Source organism: Shigella sonnei, assembly GCF_002950395.1.
GTDB lineage: Bacteria > Pseudomonadota > Gammaproteobacteria > Enterobacterales > Enterobacteriaceae > ECMA0423.
Map to the genome: position 1 here is coordinate 2,792,934 of NZ_CP026802.1, position 22,800 is coordinate 2,815,733.

Here is a 22,800-nt window from a genome sequence, read left to right on the forward strand (position 1 = left end):
AGATTCCGGTTTACTTAATCTCGACACAAGAATCAGGACGCAAGTCCCAGTGCGCGTTTGACAGGCCCAAAGCTGCGCCGATGGTGTTCGGTCGCGCCGTGTTCAGCCAGTTTTTCCAGATGAAAAGCGGTTGGGTACCCTTTGTGTTGGGCAAAACCATATTGCGGGAAAACAATATCCAGCGCCGCCATTTCGGCGTCACGCGTCACTTTCGCCAGGATAGACGCGGCACTGATTTCCGGTACGCGGCTATCGCCTTTCACCACAGCCATCGCAGGCATCGGTAATTTCGGGCAGCGGTTACCATCAATCAACACATATTCCGGCGCAATATGCAGCCCAGCGACGGCACGCTGCATCGCCAGCATGGTCGCATGAAGAATGTTCAGCTCGTCGATTTCGTGGGGTTCCGCGCGGCCCAGACTCCAGCTCAACGCTTTCTCTTTGATCTCTTCATAGAGCGCCAGACGGCGTTTTTCGCTCAGCTTTTTGGAATCATTCAGCCCGGCAATCGGGCGCGCCGGGTCAAGGATCACCGCAGCGGTGACGACCGCGCCAACTAACGGCCCGCGTCCGACTTCATCCACACCCGCAACCAGCTGCGTGTGCGGATAAACAAATTCGATCATTGTGCTAACTCCAGAACGGCTTGTGCCGCCTGCTCATCGGCATTGCAGCGGATCTGCTGATGCAGTTCACGGAAGGTATCGTGCATCGCGTGGCTGGTTTTCCCGTTCGCCAACAGCGGTAACAGCGCCGCAGCCAGTTTTTGCGGCTCACACTCTTCCTGCAATAATTCTTTAACTAACTCTCTGCCCGCCAGCAGATTTGGCAGCGAGACATAATCAGTTTTCACCAGCCGCTTCGCCAACCAGAAGGTAAAAGGCTTCATGCGATATCCCACCACCATCGGGCATTTCGCCAGCATACACTCCAGGGCTGCCGTACCCGACGCCAGTAGCGCCGCATCGCTGGCGACCATCGCCTCACGGCCCATCCCATCCAGCAAATGAACTGAAAGGTCTGGCGCGACTTCAGCTTTGATGCGTTCAAACTGCTCGCGGCGTTTGGCATTCACCAGTGGCACCACGATTTCGAGATCCGGATATGTCTGGCGCAAAAGCTGGGCCGTTTTCAGGAAATCGGCACTAAGCATTTCAACTTCTGCACCACGGCTCCCCGGTAGCAACGCCAGGCAGTGGGCATCGTGAGGGATCCCCAGCACATCACGGGCGGCATTTTTATCTGGATCTAACGGCATGGCATCAGCCATGGTATGACCGATAAAGCGGCACGGTACATTGTATTTGTCATAAAACGCTTTTTCGAAAGGCAGAAATGCGAGCACCAGATCGGTGGCTCTGCCTATTTTGAAAACGCGTTTCTGTCGCCACGCCCAGACGGATGGACTGACGTAATGAATGGTTTTGATACCCTGCTTTTTGAGGTTACCTTCAAGAGTAATATTGAAGTCGGGCGCATCAATACCAACAAAAACATCTGGCTTCAGTTCGCCAAAACGCTTTGTCAGATCGGCACGAATATGCAGTAAGCGACGCAGACGACCGAGCACTTCAACAATGCCCATTACCGCCAGTTCTTCCATTTCGTACCAAGCTTCGCAGCCTTCAGCCTGCATTCGTGGCCCGGCAACACCAACAAAGCGGGCGTTGGGCACATGTTCTTTCAGAGCGCGGATTAAACCGGCCCCCAGGATATCGCCGGAGGTTTCTCCGGCGACCAGGGCAATCGTTAATGGACGCTGTTCAGTCATTAACGAATCAGACCGCGCGTTGAGCGTGCAAAGAAATCGGTAAAGGCTTTCACTTCCGGATATGTTTCCGCCAGTTCAGCAATTTCCGGTTTCACTTCATCGAGCGTTTTACCGCTACGATAAATCAGCTTATACGCATTGCGGATAGCGGTAATCGCCTCACGGCTGAATCCGCGGCGCTTCAGCCCTTCGATATTGACACCGAACGGCGTTGCGTGGTTACCCTGCGCAATGACATAAGGAGGGACGTCCTGCGCCACACCGGAGCAGCCGCCAACCATCACGTGCGCACCAATGATGCAGAACTGATGGACTGCGGTCATGCCGCCGATGATCGCGAAGTCGTCAACCGATACGTGACCCGCCAGCGTTGCGTTGTTGGCGAGAATACAGCGGTTACCTACCGTACAATCGTGCGCAATGTGCGCGTTGATCATCAGTAAGTTGTCGCTGCCCACCTTCGTCAATCCACCGCCCTGGACTGTGCCACGATGAATGGTGACGCTTTCGCGAATGCGGTTACGATCGCCGATTTCCACACGGGTCGGTTCGCCAGCATATTTCAGATCCTGGTTAACTTCGCCGATGGAGGCGAACTGATAAATCTCATTATCGCGGCCAATTTTAGTATGACCATTCACGACAACGTGAGATTTCAGTACGGTACCCTCACCAATTTCGACATGGGGTCCAACGATACAAAAAGGACCAATGTGTGCGTTCGCGCCAATTGACGCGCCCTCTTCCACAATGGCGGTTGGATGCACAAAGGCGGATTTATCAATCACGTATCAGGCCTCCCGGCTACGAGCACACATCATCGTTGCTTCGCAAACTACTTTACCATCGACCAGAGCAACCCCTTTAAAACGGGTCAGGCCGCGGCGCGTTTTTTCGAAAGTGACTTCCATGATCATTTGATCGCCAGGCACGACCGGGCGCTTGAAGCGCGCTTCGTCAATACCAGCGAAGTAGTACAGCTCACCCGGTTCCAGTTTTCCTACGCTTTTAAACGCCAGAATACCTGTTGCCTGTGCCATTGCTTCCAGAATCAGCACACCCGGGAAAATCGGTTTTCCAGGGAAATGGCCCTGGAAGAATGGCTCATTGACAGAGACATTTTTTACTGCGCGCAGAAAACGACCTTCTTCAAAATCCAGCACGCGATCCACCAGTAAGAACGGGAAACGGTGCGGCAGAAGTTCTAAAATCTCTTCAATCTGCAGAGTATGAGTGTTAGTAGTCAAGATACTCTTCCTGTCAAAATATAAGAAACGACAATAATAACACGGCCTGCCGCAATCGTAAGAATGAGACAGGCCGTAAAGTTTGGCGAACAAAAGATGGAACGTTAGTCTTGTTGATTAACCTTGCGCTCAAGCGATTTCAGACGCTTGCTCATGTCATCAATGTTCATCACCAGTGCAGCGGTTTTGCGCCAGACTTTGTTGGGTTGCAGCGGAATGCCTGAGGAATAGACGCCTGGTTCAGTGATGGGACGCATCACCATACCCATGCCCGTAACCGTCACTTTGTCGCATATTTCCATATGCCCGTTGATTACGCTGGCTCCGCCGATCATGCAGTAACGACCAATTTTCAGGCTGCCCGCCATAATGACGCCACCGGCAACCGCCGTATTGTCGCCAATCACGACGTTATGTGCAATCTGGCACTGGTTATCAATGATCACGCCATTGCCAATAACAGTGTCATCCAGCGCGCCGCGATCGATGGTTGTGCAGGCACCGATCTCCACGCGATCGCCAATAATTACGCGACCAATCTGTGGGATCTTCACCCAGTTACCACGATCGTTGGCATAACCAAAGCCGTCTGCGCCTACCACTGTTCCGGACTGGATCAGGCAATTCTGACCGATCTGGATCTCATGGTAAATGGTTACGTTCGCCCAGAGACGCGAACCTGCACCGATTTTGCTGTTTTTACCTACGAAGCAACCGGCACCGATAATCACGTTATCGCCCAGTTCAACGCCGGACTCAATCACCGCGTTAGCGCCAATCGATACGTTGTTACCCAGCTTCGCCGTCGCGTCGATCACCGCACTGGGTGCAATGTTCTGCGCGGGCTGCGGCGTGGTATCTAAAATTTGCGCCATGCGCGCGTAAGTCAGGTAGGGATTCTTCACTACCAGCGCGGCACTTTTCGCGAAAGGAAGATCGTCCTGGGTCATGACAACCGCGGACGCCTGGCACAAGCCTAAATGCTCACGGTATTTTGGGTTAACCATGAACGTAATGTGACCTGTTTGTGCAGATTGCATGGACGCAACGCCGGTGATGACGATATCGCCATCACCGTGTAGTTCTGCATCCAACTGCTGCGCTAAATCAGCCAGTCGAATTGAAGGCATTACTTATTTAACCTGTTTCAGTACGTCGGCAGTGATGTCTTTTACATCGCTGCTGTTGTAAGCAACGGCGTTTGCATCAACAACCAGATCGATATCCTGGCTGTTGGCAACGGATTTCACAGCAGTCTGGATACGAGTAACCAGTTTGCCGCGTTCTTCGTTGGAACGACGTGCGCGATCCTGCTCAAAAGCCTGCGCTTTCTGAGCAAAAGTCTGGCGCTGAGCCATCACGTCTTTTTCCAGCTTAGTGCGATCGCTGCCCGCTTTCATGGACTGCAGCTTTTTCATTTTAGCCTGCAGATCGGTTTCCATACGCTGCAGTTCGCTGGCACGGCCTTTGAACTCATTTTCCAGCGTGTTAGAAACACCGGTTTTCTGCGCTACCTGCTGGAACAGGCTGCCCATATTGACGATTGCAATTTTGTCAGCCGCCTGAGCAGAAGTTGCCAGTGCTAAACCGAGACCTGCCGCTAATAACCACTTTTTCACAATAAACTCCTTACCATCCCATTTGCACCGGAGGGTGCAGTTCTTTGCGTGGCCCGGCGATCTTATATTGATCGCCTAAAGTCATCGCTACACTACCACTACATTCCTTTGTGGAGAACACTTACCAGGTTTTACCGATGTTAAACTGGAACTGTTCTGCCTTGTCTCCATCGTACTTTTTGAACGGCTGGGCGTAGGAGAACACCAACGGCCCCAATGGGGACATCCATTGTAATGCGATACCCGCAGACATACGGATATTGCTTGGATCACTATAGTCCGGATATCCAGAATATTGGCTGGAATCCCAGTTTGTATCCCAAACGGTACCCATATCCCAGAAGAAGGAAGTACGAACCGAGTTAGCATACTTATCGCTAATAAACGGCGTCGGGGTGATGAACTCGAGGCTGGCAACCGCCATGGCGTTACCGCCTACAGCATCATCCGATTTACACAGGTCTTTCGCGCCGTCCTGAGTCGCACATTCGTAATCATAGTCCGGATCATAATTACTGGCCTGATGCGGGAAGTAAACTGCTTTCGGACCAATTGTATTGGACTGGAAGCCACGCACGGTGCTGGAACCACCGGCATAGAAGTTCTCGTAGAACGGCATCTCTTTGCCGCCTAAACCATCACCATAACCCCAGCGGGTACGCCCCAGAACAACCCATTTGTGATCGTCATCGATCGGCACATAAGTCGCCGTGTCTAACGTCACTTTGTAGTATTCGTTATCCGATCCAGGAATGGTCACTTTACCGGTCAGGTTGACACGTGAACCATCTGTCGGGAAGTAACCACGGTCAAGCTTGTTATAGGTCCAACCATAGTTGAACGTGAAGTCGTCCGTTTTGAAGCTGTTATCCTGATCAGAGGTGCTCGGATGTTCACCCATAGAGTACAGATAACGCCACATCGCAACCTGAGGCTGCATGTTGGACAGGGAGTTATGTACATAACCCAGACCTGCACGCAGCGAGTTATATTCGTTGATCGGGAAGCCCAACGTCACGTCTGTACCATAACTCTTGTTGGTATAGTCGGACAGGTCGGCGTCATCTGCCTGGAAGTCATTATAGAAGAGACGACCACCGAGGCTTACACCATCTACAGTGAAGTACGGGTTGGTTACCGACAATTCAGCATAGGTCTGGTAATCGTTTTTGGTCCCGTTGATACCAACAGCATAACCTGTACCTAACCAGTTATCCTGTTGCACGCCAGCCTGGAAGCTCACGCCACTTTCAGTACCGTAACCAATCCCGAAGTTGAAGCTACCGGTGTTACGTTCTTTCACCTTGTAGACTACATCTACCTGGTCCGGGCTACCCGGAACACGTTGGGTATCGGTATCGACAGTTTCAAAGAAGCCCAGACGATTCAGACGCTCCTTACCCTGATCGACCAGATCGCTTCCCAGCCATGCACCTTCCATCTGACGCATTTCGCGACGCAGGACGGCATCTTTCGAGGTATCGTTACCTTCAAAACGGATCTTACGCACGTAGAAACGGTTACCCGCATCAACGTTCACGCGTAATTTAACGGTTTTGTCGGCATCGTTAATTTCAGGCATCGACTGTACGCGCGGATAGGCATAACCATAGCGACCGAGAAGCTTTTTGATGTCATCTTCCATCTTGGTCACTTTGGTGCCGTTATACAGCTCGCCCGGCTCGATCTTAGTCAGCTGCTCAATTTCAGCGGAGTGCCCGGCAAGGTTGCCGCTCACTTCAACGCCAGAAAGCTTGTACTGATCGCCTTCGGTAATGTTCACCGTGACGTAAATACCTTTTTTATCTGGCGTCAGACTGACCTGGGTAGAGTCGATGTTGAAACGGGCATAACCGCGATCCAGATAGTAGCTGCGCAGGGTTTCAAGGTCGCCCGCCAGTTTCTGTTTCTGGTATTTACGATCGCCTACCACGTTCCACCACGGCACTTCGTCACGCAGTTGGAAATGAGAGATCAGTTCGTCGGTGGTGAAAGCATGGTTACCAACAATGTTAATTTGCTGGATTTCAGCTGACACACCTTCCTGGAACACCAGTTTTAGGTCAACACGGTTGCGCGGCAGCGGGGTCACGACAGCTTTTACGCTGGCGCTATATTTACCGACGCTGTAGTAGAAGTCTTCCAGACCTTTCTCGATATCGGCAATGGTGGTGCGATCGAGGGATTCGCCCACACGCACACCAGAAGCCTCGAGGTTTTGCTTCAGCATGTCATCTTTCACCGATTTGTTACCGGAGAAAGTAATGCTGGCAATGGTCGGACGTTCTTTTACCTGAACCAGAAGGGTATCACCATCACGAAGGACGCGAACATCCTCAAAGTTGCCGGTAGCAAACAGAGCGCGAATGGTATTACTGATATCTTCATCATTAACCGTGTCGCCTGTGCGCACCGGCATACTGAGGAGTGCCGCACCAACGGCGACACGCTGAAGGCCTTCGAAATGAATATCTTTCACTACGAACCCTTCAGCACCGTATACGGTGGCGCTGCTAAACAGCAGCGACGCTATGAGCAACTTTTTCATCGCCATCGTTATTATGCGTTCTTCCTAACTAACTCTCATAACCGAGAGAAATCATTGAAAAGTGCAAGCCCCATTAACAGCACCAGCAGAATCGAGCCAATGCGATAACAAAAGTCTTGAACCCGCTCGGATACCGGTCCGCCCTTGATCTTTTCGATCGCAAGGAACAGCAGATGCCCCCCGTCAAGTACGGGCAACGGAAACAGGTTAATTATCCCTAAGTTCACGCTAATAAGCGCAAGAAACGGCAGGTAATAAACTACCCCGAGTTCCGCTGTCATCCCAGCCCCCTTGGCGATAGAGATCGGCCCACTGAGGTTGTTCAGTTTCACATCACCGGTGATCAATTTTCCCAGCATACTGACCGTCAGCTTCATCAGCTGCCACGTTTTGTCCGTGGCTTCGACGATGGCGTTGAACGGCCCATACTGGCGTACAACTTTATACTCATCTGGCAAAGGAATGACTTTCGGCTCAATACCGACAAAACCAATCGCTTTACCATTACCCGGTTTACTCTCCGGGATTAATGTCAAAGACAAGGGACTCCCCTGCCTTTCGATTTCTAACGCTAAGGATTTACCCGGGTTATCCCGGACAAGCATCACAAAGGTCACCCACTGCGTTAAGGGCTGACCATCGACTTTAACGATCCTGTCGCCTGCTTGCAAACCTGCCTTGCTTGCCGCCGAGTTTGGCTGCACATTTTCCAGTACAGGTTCAATTTGCGGCCCACGAGGACGAATCCCCAGCGAAGATACCGGATCTTCTTTATCAGGCTCAAACGCCCAGTGACGTAAATCGAGCTTTACATCCCGCCGTTGGTCGCTGCCAAATGGCGCTACTGTAATGGTGGTGCTTTCATCGCCAATTTTATCGACCAACTGCAAACGCACGGCATCCCAATCAGGCGTTTCGATACCATCTACGGCTTTTAGTTCCGTACCTGGTGCAATTTGTGCTTCCGCAGCTATCGAATTGGCTGCTATTTCACCAACCACCGGACGTACGCCAGGCACACCAATAATAAAAACCAGCCAGTAGGCAAAGATAGCAAAAATGAAGTTTGCAACCGGACCTGCGGCAATAATCGCCGCTCGTTGGCCAACAGATTTATTATTGAAGGCATGGTGGCGGAGTTCCGGAACGACCGGTTCTGCGCGCTCATCCAGCATTTTGACATAACCGCCCAGCGGAATCAGGGCCATAACATATTCGGTGCCGAGCTTATCAGTTCGCCGCCAGAGCGCCTTACCAAACCCTATTGAGAAACGCTCAACGCGAACACCACAACGCCGGGCAACCCAGAAATGACCAAATTCATGCACGGTGATAAGTACACCCAGTGCAACGATGAACGAAGCCAAATCCCAGAGAAAACTCAGCATATTACCTTCCGTTAAAGCGTCCTGAATACCAGTAACAACAAGCAAGCAAAGACCGGTACCGCAGCCGTCAGGCTATCAATACGATCTAAAATACCACCGTGTCCTGGAATTAAATGACCGCTGTCCTTAATTCCTGCTTCACGCTTAAACATACTCTCGGTCAGATCGCCGAGCACTGAGGCTAACGCTGCGACAATAGAGCAAATGAGTAAGGTGACGGGAGCGACGTCGAGATTCGCCCACATGCCATAACCCCATGAGATTACCGCTGCGGTCGCTAGTCCACCTATAAAGCCTTGCCAGGTTTTACCCGGAGAAACCTTCGGTGCCAGCTTATGTTTACCAAACAATTTGCCAAACATATATGCGCCGGAGTCAGCGCCCCATACCAGGATCATGACATAGAGCAGCCATATTGCGCCACTGTAATGATTCTCGTCATAGTGCCAGGCCCGTAACGCCAGCATGCCCCAGAAGAAGGGAACAATGGTTAGCACGCCAAAAATAAGGCGCAATGTTTTAGAGTTACGCCAGATTGCTGCGGAACCTGGGTAAAACAGCACCAGCAATAGCGCGACAATCCACCAACCCAACGAAGCCCAAAGTGAGATTTCAACCAGCGGTTGATGAATATTTCGGTGATATTCCGGCAACAGAAAAAGCATCAGCGCCAACAATAACCCGCATAACACCGCCAACCATACTCGCTGCGAACGAGTGGTAAAACCGCTAAGCTGTCCCCATTCCCACGCTGCCAGCATGCAGACCACCAGCGTTACGATGGCGAACCCCACCGGCGGCAACAGAAACAACGCCGCGATGACGACGGGTATTAACACAAAAGCAGATATCAGGCGATACTTCAGCAAAAGCGCCCCCCATCAGGCTGTTTCATCACCGGGCTCGGTGCCGCCGAAACGACGCTCTCGATTAGCAAAGGCATTTAACGCCCCTTCAAAGTCTTGTTCATCGAAATCGGGCCAGAGAACATCTGTAAAGTAAAGTTCGGCATAGGCAATTTGCCAAAGCAAAAAGTTACTAATGCGATGCTCCCCCCCAGTCCTAATTACTAAATCTACAGGGGCCAGTTCATGCATACAGACATGCTGGTTTAGCATCTCTTCATCTATCTGATCTGGTTGCAGGTTTCCTTGCTGCACCTTTTCAGCCAGTTGCCTGACTCCCTGGACTATATCCCAACGTCCACCGTAGTTCGCCGCAATATTCAGCGTCAGACCGGTATTCCCAGCTGTTAGCGCTTCAGATTTACGAATACGTTCTTGCAAACGCGAGTTAAAGCGACTGGTATCGCCAATAATACGCAGACGCACGTTATGTCGGTGCAGACTTTTTACTTCGCTATCGAGCGCCCACACAAACAGTTCCATTAACGCACTGACTTCCTGCGCTGGTCGGTTCCAGTTTTCACTACTAAAGGCATACAGCGTTAACGCCTCAATACCGTTGTTGGCCGCAAAAGAGACAGCCCGGCGGACGGATTTTGCCCCGGCTTTATGCCCAAAGGCACGAATCCTCCCTTGCTTTTTTGCCCAGCGACCATTGCCGTCCATAATGATCGCAACATGACGGCAGCCATGCGCTGGCAATTTTTCGCTAAGTGGTTGAGTAGCAGACAACATCACGCGTTTTTTATTCCCTGACAGGGTTTACGGTACTCAGGAATACTGAAGCCTATACAAAAAAAAGCCGTGTAAAACCACGGCATACCTGACCTTATAAAGCCAACTACTTACGATCAGATGGCGCAGACTATATCACTGAAGCCCTACGCTAACAAATAGCGCGACTCTCTGTAGCCGGATTATCCTCAGCTTGCGAGACGCATCACCTCTTTTCTGGCGACTTCACGCGCGTTCGCATCAACAGATAACACATCGTCCACACATTGTGGTTCGCGCATATCCATTTTTTCCAGTACAGATAAATTCAACGCAGCGATATCCGTAAAGCGGATTTGTTGCGCAAGAAAAGCAGCAACGGTGATTTCGTTTGCGGCATTCAATGCTGTCGTCGCTGCCTGACCTTGTTCGAACGCCTCCATCGCCAGTTTCAGGCATGGATAACGATCATAATCCGGTGCGGCAAATGTCAACGCACTTAGTTTGCAAAAATCGAGCGGCTTCACGCCAGAGTTCACGCGATTCGGCCATGCCATGGTGTGGGCAATTGGCGTACGCATATCCGGTTCCCCCAGCTGCGCCAGAACACTGCCGTCCTGATAGCGCACCATTGAGTGAATCACTGACTGCGGGTGAATCAGCACTTCCATCTGGCTGGCGCTGGCGTTAAACAGCCAACGCGCTTCAATGTATTCCAGACCTTTGTTCATCATGGTAGCCGAATCGACAGAAATTTTACGTCCCATCGACCAGTTCGGATGACGGCAGGCTTGATCGGGCGTCATTGTTGCCAAATCGCGCAATGGCGTCTCACGGAAAGGGCCACCAGACCCGGTAAGTAAAATGGACACCACGCCATTTTGCTCAAGGTCAGCGTATCCCAGATTATGCTGGATAGGTTGCGGTAAACTCTGAAAAATGGCGTTATGTTCGCTATCGACCGGTAACAATTGCGCTTTGCTCTGCTTTACGGCGTCCATAAACAGACGTCCGCAGGTAACCAGTGATTCTTTATTGGCCAGCAAAATGGTTTTACCCGCGCGGATCGCAGCAAGCGTAGGTAACAGCCCAGCAGCGCCAACAATGGCTGCCATCACCTGATCAACATCCTCAAGCGCTGCCATATCGCAAGCGGCTTGTTGCCCACTTAAGACTTCGGTGCGGCTACCCTGTTGCTGTAGCATCGTTTTAAGAAGTTTCGCACTCGCTTCATCGTCCATTACGGCATAGCGGGGAGAGAATTCCAGGCACTGTTCTACCATGCGAGTGACATTTTTGCCTGCCACCAGCGCAACTACGCGGAAGTGTTCGGGATTATGGCGCACCACGTCCAGCGTGCTGCAACCAATCGAGCCGGTCGAGCCCAGAATGGTGAGTTGCTTCATGAAACATCCAGAGTTGAGACAGAATAAAAAGCAAAACGCCGCCAGCCGATCCGCAAGGATCTACTGAGCGGCGTTTTTGTCGTTCAAGAAATCAGAACTGCATCAGTTCTGCTTCTTTGTCTGCCAGCGCCGCTTCAATTTTCTTGATTGCAGCATCAGTCAGTTTCTGTACATCGTCCTGAGAACGGCGATCGTCGTCTTCGCTGATCTCTTTATCTTTCAACAGTGCTTTCACTTTGTCGTTCGCGTCACGACGCACGTTACGTACTGCAACACGCGCTTGTTCTGCTTCACCACGAACGATTTTGGTCAGATCTTTACGACGTTCTTCCGTCAGCGGCGGCAGCGGAACACGGATGTCGCTACCCGCAGAGTTCGGGTTCAGGCCAAGATCGGACGCCATAATCGCTTTTTCAACGGCCGGAGACATTGAACGATCAAACACGTTGATTTTCAGAGTACGGGAATCTTCTACCGTTACGCTTGCCAGCTGACGCAGCGGCGTCGGCGTGCCGTAATATTCCACGACAATGCCATCCAGCAGGCTGGGAGAAGCACGACCCGTGCGTATTTTGCTGATTTGGGTTTTGAACGCTTCTACGCATTTGTCCATGCGTACTTCAGCATCTTTTCTGATATCGCTAATCACGTTACGAATCCTTGAAAACTTGTCTCAGTCAGACCAGACAGTCACACACAGTGGAAGTGTGCTAAGTATAGCCCTGATTAAACATATTACGGGTAATCGTCTGGATTATTAGGCTATTTTATTTGCCATTTTGGCCCCGAGCAGTGCTCGCCATCCTCACGTACTTTTGTACGCTCCGGTTGCTGCGCGCTGGCCGTGACCAAACTGCCTGCAACAATAACGCCTTATAACCAGACTTACGCCCCCGCGATACTTACGCGGAATCTTACCCTTATTTATCCATCACGGGAATTATTCCGTGATTAAAGTCCCTTCTTTTTCACCCATTACCACACGGCGCAGCGCACCCGGTTTGTTCATATTGAAAACACGAATCGGTAATTTATGGTCACGAGCCAGCGTGAAGGCCGCCAGGTCCATGACTTTCAGCTCTTTTTCCAGCACTTCGCTGTAAGTCAGTTGCTCGTACATGGTTGCGGTTGGATCTTTCGCCGGATCAGCGGTAAACACGCCGTCAACTTTGGTTGCTTTCAGCACCACATCGGCTTCAATTTCGATACCACGCAGGCAAGCTGCTGAGTCGGTGGTAAAGAACGGGTTACCTGTACCGGCGGAGAGGATCACCACACGGTTGTTGCGCAACAGGCTGATAGCTTCTGCCCAGCTGTAGCTGTCGCACACGCCATTCAATGGAATAGCGGACATCAGACGAGCGTTCACATAGGCGCGGTGCAGTGCATCACGCATTGCCAGGCCGTTCATTACGGTCGCCAGCATCCCCATGTGGTCGCCCACAACGCGGTTCATACCCGCTTTCGCCAGACCAGCGCCACGGAACAGGTTACCCCCACCAATCACCACACCAACCTGAATACCCAGTTCAACCAGTTCTTTGATTTCCTGAGCCATACGATCCAGTATGCTTGCATCAATACCGAAGCCTTCAGTGCCCTGCAGAGCTTCGCCACTCAACTTAAGCAGAATGCGTTTATAGACGGGTTTTGCATTGGTAGCCATGTTTCTTTCCTGAGACTGTCAACGATTGAAATGAATTAATACTAGCGACATTGTACGTCGCTTTTCAGCGCAGCCCCACAAGGGTTAGCTGAATTTACAAGATGGGCACAAAAAGAAGCCGCCCTCAGGCGGCTCCTTTTCGATAATTAAGACTGCTTGGACATCGCAGCAACTTCTGCTGCAAAGTCAGTCTCAACTTTCTCGATGCCTTCCCCCACTTCGAAGCGGATGAAGCCAGTCACTTCAGCGTTATGCTCTTTCAGCAGCTGACCAACAGTTTTGCTTGGTTCCATAACGAACGGCTGACCGGTCAGAGAAACTTCGCCGGTGAATTTCTTCATGCGGCCTTCAACCATTTTCTCTGCGATTTCTTTCGGCTTACCAGACTGCATCGCGATATCCAGCTGTACCTGGTATTCTTTTTCTACCACTTCAGCGGATACGTCTTCTGGTTTGATGAATTCTGGCTTGCTTGCAGCAACGTGCATAGCGATGTGTTTAACCAGCTCTTCGTCAGCGCCTTTAGCAGCAACCAGAACGCCGATACGCGCACCGTGCTGATAAGAACCCAGAACGTCGCCTTCCAGCGCAGCAACGCGGCGAATGTTGATGTTCTCACCAATTTTCGCTACCAGCGCAACACGTTCTTCTTCGAACTGTGCTTTCAGAACTTCAACGTCAGTGATTTTGCCAGCAACAGCTGCGTCCAGAACTTTGTCTGCGAACGCCTGGAAACCAGCGTCTTTTGCAACGAAGTCAGTCTGGCAGTTAACTTCCAGAATGATGCCGTAGTTGCCGTCGATTTTGGTTTTGATCACGCCGTCAGCAGCAACGTTGCCTGCTTTTTTCGCTGCTTTAATAGCACCGGACTTACGCATGTTTTCGATTGCCAGCTCGATGTCGCCGTTAGCTTCAGTCAGTGCTTTTTTGCAATCCATCATGCCTGCGCCAGTACGCTCACGCAGCTCTTTTACCAGGGATGCGGTAATTTCAGCCATTCTAAAATCCTCGGAGATGTGATCTGCCCGGCATTAAACCGCACAGATATAAAAGTGAAAAAGGGGGCCATATGCAGGCCCCCTAACCAAACGTGTACTACCTGGTCTATAAGGGCTCTCCCCCTTCATATTTCGCGCCGCAGATGCGTTGTCTTCGCTCGCTCATCCCGGTCACTTACTGATGTAAGCTCCCGGGAATTCTCGAGCTTGCCGCCTTTCTGCAACTCGAACTATTTTGGGGGAGTTATCAAGCCTTATTACTCAGCTTCTACGAAGCTTTCTTCCGCCTGGGAAGCCAGATCCTGAGAACGGCCTTCACGTACGGTTGCAGCAACAGCGCCCAGGTACAGGGTCACAGCACGGATTGCGTCGTCGTTACCCGGGATAACGAAGTCAACACCGTCCGGATCAGAGTTGGTATCAACGATAGCAAATACCGGAATACCCAGGTTGTTTGCTTCTTTGATAGCAATGTGTTCGTGGTCAGCATCGATTACAAACAGAGCGTCCGGCAGACCGCCCATGTCTTTGATACCGCCCAGGCTGTTTTCCAGTTTCTCCAGCTCACGAGTGCGCATCAGCGCTTCTTTCTTGGTCAGCTTTTCGAAAGTACCGTCCTGAGACTGAGTTTCCAGGTCTTTCAGACGTTTGATGGACTGACGAACGGTTTTCCAGTTAGTCAGCATACCGCCCAGCCAGCGATGGTTCACGAAGAACTGGTCGCAGCTCAGAGCAGCGTCTTTCACCGCTTCGCTTGCAGCGCGTTTAGTACCAACGAAAAGGATTTTACCTTTGCGAGAAGCAATCTTGTTCAGTTCAGCCAGAGCTTCGTTGAACATCGGTACAGTTTTCTCAAGGTTGATGATGTGAACTTTGTTACGCGCACCGAAGATGAACGGCTTCATTTTCGGGTTCCAGTAACGGGTCTGGTGACCGAAGTGAACACCAGCCTTGAGCATGTCGCGCATGGAAACAGTTGCCATGATTAAAACCTCTATATAAAAGTTGGGGTTATGCCTCCACGTATCCCATATTACCGACCCCAAAGGGCACCCCGGAATATGTGCCGATACGTGTGTGTTGTTACACAAAGTGAGATTGTCGCTTCCGTCCAGTCTGTGTATACGAAATGGATCGGAAGTCCGGCGCGCTTTATACCACAAATACGTCATGGACACCAATAATTGTTGGCGCTGTGTACAGCATCAGACGTTGAATTTTCTATTATAGAAAACGTTCAGTGGCACGTTTGGCGAAATTCAGAATGATTCTCAATTTGCCCGGGTGTGATACCATTGACGGCACTTACATATATATTGTCGGTATCACCGACGCTGATGGACAGAATTAATGGCTATCTCAATCAAGACCCCAGAAGATATCGAAAAAATGCGCGTCGCTGGCCGACTGGCTGCCGAAGTGCTGGAGATGATCGAACCGTATGTTAAACCGGGCGTCAGCACCGGCGAGCTGGATCGCATCTGTAATGATTACATTGTTAATGAACAACACGCGGTTTCTGCCTGCCTCGGCTATCACGGCTATCCGAAATCCGTTTGCATCTCTATTAATGAAGTGGTGTGCCACGGTATCCCGGACGATGCGAAGCTGCTGAAAGATGGCGATATCGTTAACATTGATGTCACCGTAATCAAAGATGGTTTCCACGGCGATACCTCGAAAATGTTTATCGTCGGTAAGCCGACCATCATGGGCGAACGTCTGTGCCGCATCACGCAAGAAAGCCTGTACCTGGCGCTGCGCATGGTCAAACCAGGCATTAACCTGCGCGAAATCGGTGCGGCGATTCAGAAGTTTGTCGAAGCAGAAGGCTTCTCCGTCGTTCGTGAATATTGCGGACACGGTATTGGTCGCGGCTTCCATGAAGAACCGCAGGTGCTGCACTATGACTCCCGTGAAACCAACGTCGTACTGAAACCTGGGATGACGTTCACCATCGAGCCAATGGTCAACGCGGGTAAAAAAGAGATCCGCACCATGAAAGATGGCTGGACGGTAAAAACCAAAGATCGCAGCTTGTCTGCACAATATGAGCATACTATTGTGGTGACTGATAACGGCTGCGAAATTCTGACGCTACGCAAGGATGACACCATCCCGGCGATAATCTCGCACGACGAATAAGATGAAGCCGGCGAATGCCGGCTTTTTTAATGCGATAATTTAATCTTATGGGTGGCGCACAATGAATACCCTTCCAGAACAGTACGCAAACACCGCTCTCCCCACCCTGCCCGGTCAACCGCAAAATCCATGCGTCTGGCCCCGTGATGAATTAACCGTCGGTGGGATAAAAGCCCATATCGATACTTTCCAGCGTTGGCTGGGTGATGCCTTTGACAATGGGATCTCTGCAGAACAGTTGATTGAGGCGCGCACCGAGTTTATCGACCAGCTCCTGCAACGATTATGGATTGAAGCGGGATTCAGCCAGATTGCCGACCTGGCATTGGTCGCCGTCGGTGGCTACGGTCGTGGCGAGCTGCATCCACTTTCTGACATCGATTTACTGATTTTAAGCCGTAAAAAGCTCCCGGACGATCAGGCGCAAAAAGTGGGCGAGCTGTTAACGCTGCTCTGGGATGTAAAGCTGGAAGTCGGTCATAGTGTGCGCACGCTTGAAGAGTGCATGCTGGAAGGGTTATCGGATTTAACCGTCGCCACCAATTTAATCGAATCCCGCTTATTAATTGGCGATGTTGCGCTCTTCCTCGAACTGCAAAAACATATTTTTAGCGAAGGATTCTGGCCTTCCGACAAGTTCTACGCGGCGAAAGTTGAAGAACAGAACCAGCGCCATCAGCGTTACCACGGCACCAGCTACAATCTTGAACCAGACATCAAAAGTAGCCCTGGCGGCTTGCGCGATATCCACACTCTGCAATGGGTGGCCCGCCGTCATTTTGGCGCAACATCGCTGGATGAAATGGTTGGGTTTGGCTTCTTAACCTCAGCGGAGCGGGCGGAATTAAACGAATGTCTGCATATACTGTGGCGTATTCGCTTTGCCCTGCATCTGGTCGTCAGCCGTTACGATAATCGCCTGTTATTCGATCGCCAACTTAGCGTCGCTCAGCGTCTGAATTACAGTGGTGAAGGCAACGAACCGGTCGAGCGGATGATGAAGGATTACTTCCGCGTTACACGCCGCGTCAGTGAACTCAACCAGATGCTGCTGCAACTGTTCGATGAAGCCATCCTCGCCCTTCCCGCCGACGAAAAACCACGTCCAATCGACGATGAGTTTCAGCTACGCGGTACGCTAATCGACCTGCGTGATGAAACACTATTTATGCGCCAGCCGGAAGCCATCTTGCGTATGTTCTACACCATGGTGCGCAACAGTGCGATCACCGGCATTTACTCCACCACGCTGCGCCAGTTACGCCATGCCCGTCGCCATCTGCAACAACCGCTGTGTAATATTCCGGAAGCACGAAAACTGTTTTTGAGCATTCTGCGTCACCCCGGAGCGGTGCGGCGCGGGCTATTGCCAATGCATCGCCATAGCGTGCTCGGCGCGTATATGCCGCAATGGTCGCATATCGTCGGGCAGATGCAGTTTGATCTGTTCCACGCCTACACGGTGGATGAACATACTATCCGCGTGATGCTGAAACTGGAGAGTTTTGCCAGTGAAGAAACGCGCCAGCGCCATCCGTTGTGTGTGGACGTCTGGCCGCGCCTGCCGTCAACTGAGCTGATTTTCATCGCCGCGCTGTTTCACGATATCGCCAAAGGACGCGGCGGCGACCACTCCATTCTCGGTGCTCAGGATGTAGTGCATTTTGCAGAACTCCACGGGCTGAACTCACGCGAAACACAGCTGGTTGCCTGGCTGGTTCGCCAGCACTTGCTGATGTCGGTGACAGCACAACGCCGCGATATTCAGGACCCTGAAGTCATCAAGCAGTTTGCCGAAGAAGTTCAAACGGAAAATCGTCTGCACTATCTGGTATGCCTGACAGTGGCTGACATTTGCGCCACCAACGAAACGCTGTGGAATAGCTGGAAGCAAAGTCTGTTGCGCGAACTCTATTTTGCCACCGAAAAGCAGCTACGACGCGGAATGCAAAACACGCCGGATATGCGCGAACGGGTTCGCCATCACCAACTCCAGGCACTGGCACTACTGCGCATGGATAACATCGACGAAGAGGCGCTGCACCAAATTTGGTCACGCTGTCGTGCTAACTATTTTGTCCGCCATAGCCCAAATCAACTGGCCTGGCATGCCCGCCATTTATTACAGCATGATTTAAGCAAACCGCTGGTATTGCTTAGCCCGCAGGCTACGCGTGGAGGCACCGAGATTTTTATCTGGAGCCCGGACCGCCCCTATCTGTTTGCCGCCGTCTGTGCCGAATTAGACCGCCGCAATTTAAGTGTTCACGACGCACAAATTTTCACCACTCGCGACGGTATGGCGATGGATACCTTCATCGTGCTGGAACCCGATGGTAGCCCGCTATCCGCAGATCGTCATGAGGTTATTCGGTTTGGTCTGGAGCAGGTACTGACACAAAGTAGCTGGCAGCCACCACAGCCGCGTCGTCAACCGGCTAAACTACGTCACTTTACTGTTGAAACCGAAGTGACGTTTTTGCCAACCCATACCGACCGCAAATCGTTCCTTGAGCTTATCGCGCTCGACCAGCCAGGACTGCTGGCGAGAGTCGGGAAAATTTTTGCCGATCTGGGAATTTCGCTTCATGGTGCCCGAATTACAACCATTGGCGAGCGAGTAGAAGATTTATTCATAATTGCCACCGCTGACCGGCGTGCACTTAATAACGAGTTGCAGCAGGAAGTGCATCAGCGGTTGACAGAGGCCCTCAATCCAAACGATAAAGGGTGATGTGTTTACTGATATGAAAAGAGTTTAACAATGCAGCAGTTACAGAACATTATTGAAACCGCTTTTGAACGCCGTGCCGAGATCACGCCAGCCAACGCAGACACCGTTACCCGCGAAGCGGTAAATCAGGTGATCGCCCTGCTGGATTCCGGTGCACTGCGTGTAGCGGAAAAAATTGACGGTCAGTGGGTGACGCATCAGTGGTTGAAAAAAGCGGTGCTGCTCTCTTTCCGTATTAATGATAATCAGGTGATCGAAGGGGCAGAAAGCCGCTACTTCGACAAAGTGCCGATGAAATTCGCCGACTACGACGAAGCACGTTTCCAGAAAGAAGGCTTCCGCGTTGTGCCACCAGCGGCGGTACGTCAGGGTGCGTTTATTGCCCGTAACACCGTGCTGATGCCGTCTTACGTCAACATCGGCGCATATGTTGATGAAGGCACCATGGTTGATACCTGGGCGACCGTCGGTTCTTGTGCGCAGATTGGTAAAAACGTCCACCTTTCCGGTGGCGTGGGCATCGGCGGCGTGCTGGAACCGCTGCAGGCTAACCCAACCATCATTGAAGATAACTGCTTCATTGGCGCACGCTCTGAAGTGGTTGAAGGGGTGATTGTCGAAGAAGGTTCCGTCATTTCCATGGGCGTATACATTGGTCAGAGCACCCGTATTTACGACCGTGAAACCGGCGAAATCCACTACGGTCGCGTTCCGGCGGGGTCTGTGGTTGTTTCAGGTAATCTGCCGTCAAAAGATGGCAAATACAGCCTCTACTGTGCGGTTATCGTTAAGAAAGTTGACGCGAAAACTCGCGGCAAAGTCGGCATTAACGAACTGCTGCGTACCATCGACTAAAAGTATGCACACGGGCAGCACGACGCTGCCCGATTTTTTTTGCAGGGATGAGCGATGATTTCACGCCGCCGATTGTTGCAGGCTACTGCCGCGACGATAGCCACGAGCTCAGGTTTCGGTTATATGCATTACTGGGAGCTAGGCTGGTTTGAATTAATCCGTCACCGCCTCGCCTTTTTTAAAGACAACGCAGCACCATTCAAAATTCTTTTTCTGGCCGATCTCCATTACTCTCGTTTTGTTCCTTTAAGCCTGATTTCTGACGCGATTGCTCTTGGCATAGAACAAAAGCCCGATTTGATATTACTGGGCGGCGATTACGTATTATTTGATATGCCGCTGAATTTTTCGGCGTTTAGTGATGTCCTCTCCCCCCTTGCCGAATGTGCGCCGACGTTTGCCTGCTTCGGCAACCACGATCGCCCTGTTGGTACAGAAAAAAATCACTTAATTGGCGAGACGTTGAAATCAGTGGGCATCACGGTGTTGTTTAACCAGGCTACGGTGATCGCCACGCCGAACAGGCAATTCGAACTGGTAGGCACCGGTGACTTATGGGCCGGACAATGCAAACCACCTCCCGCCAGCGAAGCAAATCTGCCAAGACTGATGCTGGCACATAATCCCGACAGCAAAGAAGTCATGCGTGATGAACCCTGGGATCTGATGCTGTGCGGCCATACTCACGGCGGGCAACTGCGCGTACCGTTGGTTGGTGAACCTTTTGCCCCTGTCGAAGATAAACGTTACGTCGCCGGATTAAATGCCTTTGGCGAACGACACATCTACACAACCCGTGGCGTGGGCAGTTTGTATGGTTTGCGTCTGAACTGCCGCCCGGAAGTAACGATGCTGGAACTGGTGTAGAACGTGAATTTTATCACCACAATAAAGCAGGTAATTTTTTGATTTTTACGCCATGATAGAAGTCTGGAAGAAAAAGGCTTTCTGCGATCACAGTCGAGCCGGGCGGGCCATGCCAAATGCTAAAATAAGCACAATTTACTGACTCATTTTGAGGTAACGCTATGTACGACAATCTGAAAAGTCTGGGTATTACCAATCCTGAAGAAATTGATCGTTACAGCCTCCGGCAGGAAGCCAACAACGATATTCTGAAAATCTATTTCCAGAAAGACAAAGGCGAGTTTTTCGCCAAGAGCGTGAAGTTTAAATATCCGCGTCAGCGTAAAACGGTCGTCGCTGATGGTGTGGGTCAGGGTTATAAAGAAGTCCAGGAAATCAGCCCGAATCTACGGTATATCATTGATGAGCTTGATCAAATCTGCCAGCGTGACCGCAGCGAAGTTGATCTTAAGCGTAAGATCCTCGACGACTTACGTCACCTGGAGTCAGTCGTAACCAATAAGATCAGCGAGATTGAAGCCGATCTGGAAAAACTAACGCGTAAATAATGCCGAACTGACGGTTAACTCGGACATTCCCCTCTACCCTTCGGGCTGAGGGGAATGAGCCAGCGCCGCCTCGACCTTAACGCATAACCTACCGCTCTTCATCCAGTTGTAACGCCACATACAGCAGCAACCTGTCATCAAAATTACCCAAATCAAGCCCGGTCAGTTCCGATATACGATTAAGCCGATACTCCAGAGTATTACGATGAATAAACAGCGCCTTTGACGTAGCCAGCGGTTGCACATTGTGGCGAAACCACGCCGCCAGCGTTCGTCGCAGCAAGCCATTATTGTCCATCGCTTTCAGCCGCGCCAGCGGTCGCGCCAGTTCGTTGGCCTGCCAGTCGCCACGCAAACTGTCGAGTAACACAGGTAACATCAGATCCTGATAAAAATAGCAGCGACTTTCTGGCATCCGCTGTTTACCCACCACCATCGTCGTTTTCGCCGTACGATAGGATCGGGCAATACTGCCAGGACCGGTAAAATAGTTGCCCAGTGAAACGCGAAAACGCAGCTGGCCGTACTCTTTCATGCGGGTAATCAGTTGTTCAACTCGCTTACGATGATCTTCTGCATCCCAGCGCCCAAAAGAGTTCAACGCCGGTTTCAACACCACCATTTCGGTCAGCGAAACAATTGCCACCAGATTATTACGCTCGGGCGTAGTCAGCGCATTTTGCAGTTGTTGTAACTCCGCCATTGCGCTGTCCACGCCAAGCTGACCGCTGTCGACCTCAACAATAGCCACCACTCGCGGTTGATTGAGATCAATCCCCAGCCGTTGCGCCCATTCAGTAAGTGCGGGAGTATTCTCCTCAGCCTGAATCAGGTTCATCACCAGTTCTTCCCGCAAACGGCTATCCTGCGCCAACAGGTGCATCAACCGCGACTGTTCCAGCATCATTTCAGCCGTCATGCAGACCAGTTCGCCATATTTACGCAGATTCTCTGGTTCACCTGTCAGGCCAATTACGCCGACAATTTCACCTTCCAGCCGTAACGGTAGATTAATCCCCTGCCGCACACCGTGCAGATGACGTGCTACCGCGTCATCGATATCGACGACTCGTCCCTGTGAAAGTACCAGCAATGCACCTTCGTGCAATTCACCAATACGCTCACGATCGCCGCTGCCGATAATTCGCCCGCGGGCATCCATTACGTTGATATTGGTATCGATGATGCGCATGGTACGTGCCACGATATCCTGCGCCATTTTGGTATCAAGATGCCAGCCAGCCATAAGTCCTCCGTTATGCACGGCTTAGCATAAGGAAGTACGTAACGTACGGCATTGTGCAAATGCCCAAAGGATGATGAAGATGTATGGAGTTGTGGCGAAGTTCACAGATTGTAAGGAGAACCCCTTCCCGTATTCAGGAA

21 protein-coding genes are annotated in these 22,800 nt (G+C 51.3%); 5 read left to right on the forward strand and 16 right to left on the reverse strand.

Translation table 11 applies throughout. The features are described from left to right. Positions 1–32: 32 nt before the first annotated feature. The 15 genes from rnhB to rpsB all read right to left on the reverse strand — a co-directional run bounded on the left by rnhB (position 33) and on the right by rpsB (position 15,248). A complete protein-coding gene (rnhB, locus tag C1P89_RS14660; RefSeq protein ID WP_000569430.1) occupies positions 33–629 on the reverse strand; it encodes a ribonuclease HII in 597 nt (198 codons plus the stop codon). Next, a complete protein-coding gene (lpxB, locus tag C1P89_RS14665) occupies positions 626–1,774 on the reverse strand; it encodes a lipid-A-disaccharide synthase (RefSeq protein ID WP_000139654.1) in 1,149 nt (382 codons plus the stop codon). The genes rnhB and lpxB overlap by 4 nt, the downstream gene beginning before the upstream one ends. After that, positions 1,774–2,562, reverse strand: a complete 789-nt coding sequence (gene lpxA / locus C1P89_RS14670; RefSeq protein ID WP_000565966.1) for an acyl-ACP--UDP-N-acetylglucosamine O-acyltransferase — start codon at positions 2,560–2,562, stop codon at positions 1,774–1,776. Before lpxA ends, lpxB begins: the two co-directional genes overlap by 1 nt. Before the next feature lie 3 nt (positions 2,563–2,565). Next, positions 2,566–3,021 carry a 3-hydroxyacyl-ACP dehydratase FabZ gene (fabZ, locus tag C1P89_RS14675; protein ID WP_000210739.1) on the reverse strand — a complete coding sequence of 152 codons (456 nt, stop codon included), beginning with the start codon at positions 3,019–3,021 and terminating at the stop codon, positions 2,566–2,568. 104 nt (positions 3,022–3,125) lie between these two features. Then, entirely contained in the window at positions 3,126–4,151 is a 1,026-nt protein-coding gene (gene lpxD / locus C1P89_RS14680; protein WP_001139282.1) for a UDP-3-O-(3-hydroxymyristoyl)glucosamine N-acyltransferase, read from the reverse strand. 3 nt (positions 4,152–4,154) lie between these two features. Continuing rightward, entirely contained in the window at positions 4,155–4,640 is a 486-nt protein-coding gene (gene skp / locus C1P89_RS14685) for a molecular chaperone Skp (RefSeq protein ID WP_000758956.1), read from the reverse strand. Positions 4,641–4,761: 121 nt separating this feature from the next. Continuing rightward, the gene (gene bamA, locus C1P89_RS14690) at positions 4,762–7,194 is read right to left on the reverse strand and encodes an outer membrane protein assembly factor BamA (RefSeq protein ID WP_001240896.1); all 2,433 of its coding nucleotides are present in this window, start codon (positions 7,192–7,194) and stop codon (positions 4,762–4,764) included. A gap of 29 nt (positions 7,195–7,223) precedes the next feature. Then, the gene (gene rseP / locus C1P89_RS14695; protein WP_005139421.1) at positions 7,224–8,576 is read right to left on the reverse strand and encodes a sigma E protease regulator RseP; all 1,353 of its coding nucleotides are present in this window, start codon (positions 8,574–8,576) and stop codon (positions 7,224–7,226) included. 11 nt (positions 8,577–8,587) lie between these two features. After that, positions 8,588–9,445 (reverse strand): phosphatidate cytidylyltransferase, encoded by an 858-nt coding sequence (gene cdsA / locus C1P89_RS14700; protein ID WP_000922446.1) that lies wholly within the window; start codon positions 9,443–9,445, stop codon positions 8,588–8,590. 12 nt (positions 9,446–9,457) lie between these two features. After that, the gene (gene ispU, locus C1P89_RS14705) at positions 9,458–10,216 is read right to left on the reverse strand and encodes a (2E,6E)-farnesyl-diphosphate-specific ditrans,polycis-undecaprenyl-diphosphate synthase (RefSeq protein WP_005139419.1); all 759 of its coding nucleotides are present in this window, start codon (positions 10,214–10,216) and stop codon (positions 9,458–9,460) included. 188 nt (positions 10,217–10,404) lie between these two features. Beyond that, on the reverse strand, positions 10,405–11,601 hold the full coding sequence (ispC, locus tag C1P89_RS14710; RefSeq protein WP_000811923.1) for a 1-deoxy-D-xylulose-5-phosphate reductoisomerase: 1,197 nt from the start codon (positions 11,599–11,601) through the stop codon (positions 10,405–10,407). A gap of 91 nt (positions 11,602–11,692) precedes the next feature. Continuing rightward, positions 11,693–12,250, reverse strand: a complete 558-nt coding sequence (gene frr / locus C1P89_RS14715; RefSeq protein WP_000622418.1) for a ribosome recycling factor — start codon at positions 12,248–12,250, stop codon at positions 11,693–11,695. A gap of 291 nt (positions 12,251–12,541) precedes the next feature. Continuing rightward, complete coding sequence (gene pyrH, locus C1P89_RS14720) at positions 12,542–13,267, reverse strand: UMP kinase (RefSeq protein ID WP_000224573.1); 726 nt, start codon at positions 13,265–13,267, stop codon at positions 12,542–12,544. Positions 13,268–13,413: 146 nt separating this feature from the next. Next, positions 13,414–14,265, reverse strand: coding sequence for a translation elongation factor Ts (gene tsf / locus C1P89_RS14725; protein ID WP_000818114.1), 852 nt, complete (start codon positions 14,263–14,265; stop codon positions 13,414–13,416). A 257-nt stretch (positions 14,266–14,522) separates the two neighbouring features. Beyond that, a complete protein-coding gene (rpsB, locus tag C1P89_RS14730; protein ID WP_000246884.1) occupies positions 14,523–15,248 on the reverse strand; it encodes a 30S ribosomal protein S2 in 726 nt (241 codons plus the stop codon). A gap of 367 nt (positions 15,249–15,615) precedes the next feature. Here rpsB and map point away from each other — a divergent pair, with 367 nt between their 5' ends. The 5 genes from map (at position 15,616) to C1P89_RS14760 (ending at position 21,414) form a co-directional block, all read left to right on the forward strand. After that, positions 15,616–16,410 carry a type I methionyl aminopeptidase gene (map, locus tag C1P89_RS14735; RefSeq protein ID WP_001018194.1) on the forward strand — a complete coding sequence of 265 codons (795 nt, stop codon included), beginning with the start codon at positions 15,616–15,618 and terminating at the stop codon, positions 16,408–16,410. 61 nt (positions 16,411–16,471) lie between these two features. Continuing rightward, the gene (glnD, locus tag C1P89_RS14740) at positions 16,472–19,144 is read left to right on the forward strand and encodes a bifunctional uridylyltransferase/uridylyl-removing protein GlnD (protein WP_001094568.1); all 2,673 of its coding nucleotides are present in this window, start codon (positions 16,472–16,474) and stop codon (positions 19,142–19,144) included. 30 nt (positions 19,145–19,174) lie between these two features. Continuing rightward, a complete protein-coding gene (gene dapD, locus C1P89_RS14745) occupies positions 19,175–19,999 on the forward strand; it encodes a 2,3,4,5-tetrahydropyridine-2,6-dicarboxylate N-succinyltransferase (protein ID WP_001186650.1) in 825 nt (274 codons plus the stop codon). A gap of 54 nt (positions 20,000–20,053) precedes the next feature. Beyond that, on the forward strand, positions 20,054–20,866 hold the full coding sequence (yaeI, locus tag C1P89_RS14750) for a phosphodiesterase YaeI (protein ID WP_000625634.1): 813 nt from the start codon (positions 20,054–20,056) through the stop codon (positions 20,864–20,866). A 161-nt stretch (positions 20,867–21,027) separates the two neighbouring features. Then, positions 21,028–21,414 carry a DUF3461 family protein gene (locus C1P89_RS14760; protein WP_000272188.1) on the forward strand — a complete coding sequence of 129 codons (387 nt, stop codon included), beginning with the start codon at positions 21,028–21,030 and terminating at the stop codon, positions 21,412–21,414. Between the two features lie 88 nt (positions 21,415–21,502). On the opposite strand, the gene cdaR is transcribed toward C1P89_RS14760, so the two are convergent. Beyond that, complete coding sequence (gene cdaR, locus C1P89_RS14765) at positions 21,503–22,660, reverse strand: DNA-binding transcriptional regulator CdaR (RefSeq protein ID WP_000929439.1); 1,158 nt, start codon at positions 22,658–22,660, stop codon at positions 21,503–21,505. Between the last annotated feature and the right edge of the window lie 140 nt (positions 22,661–22,800).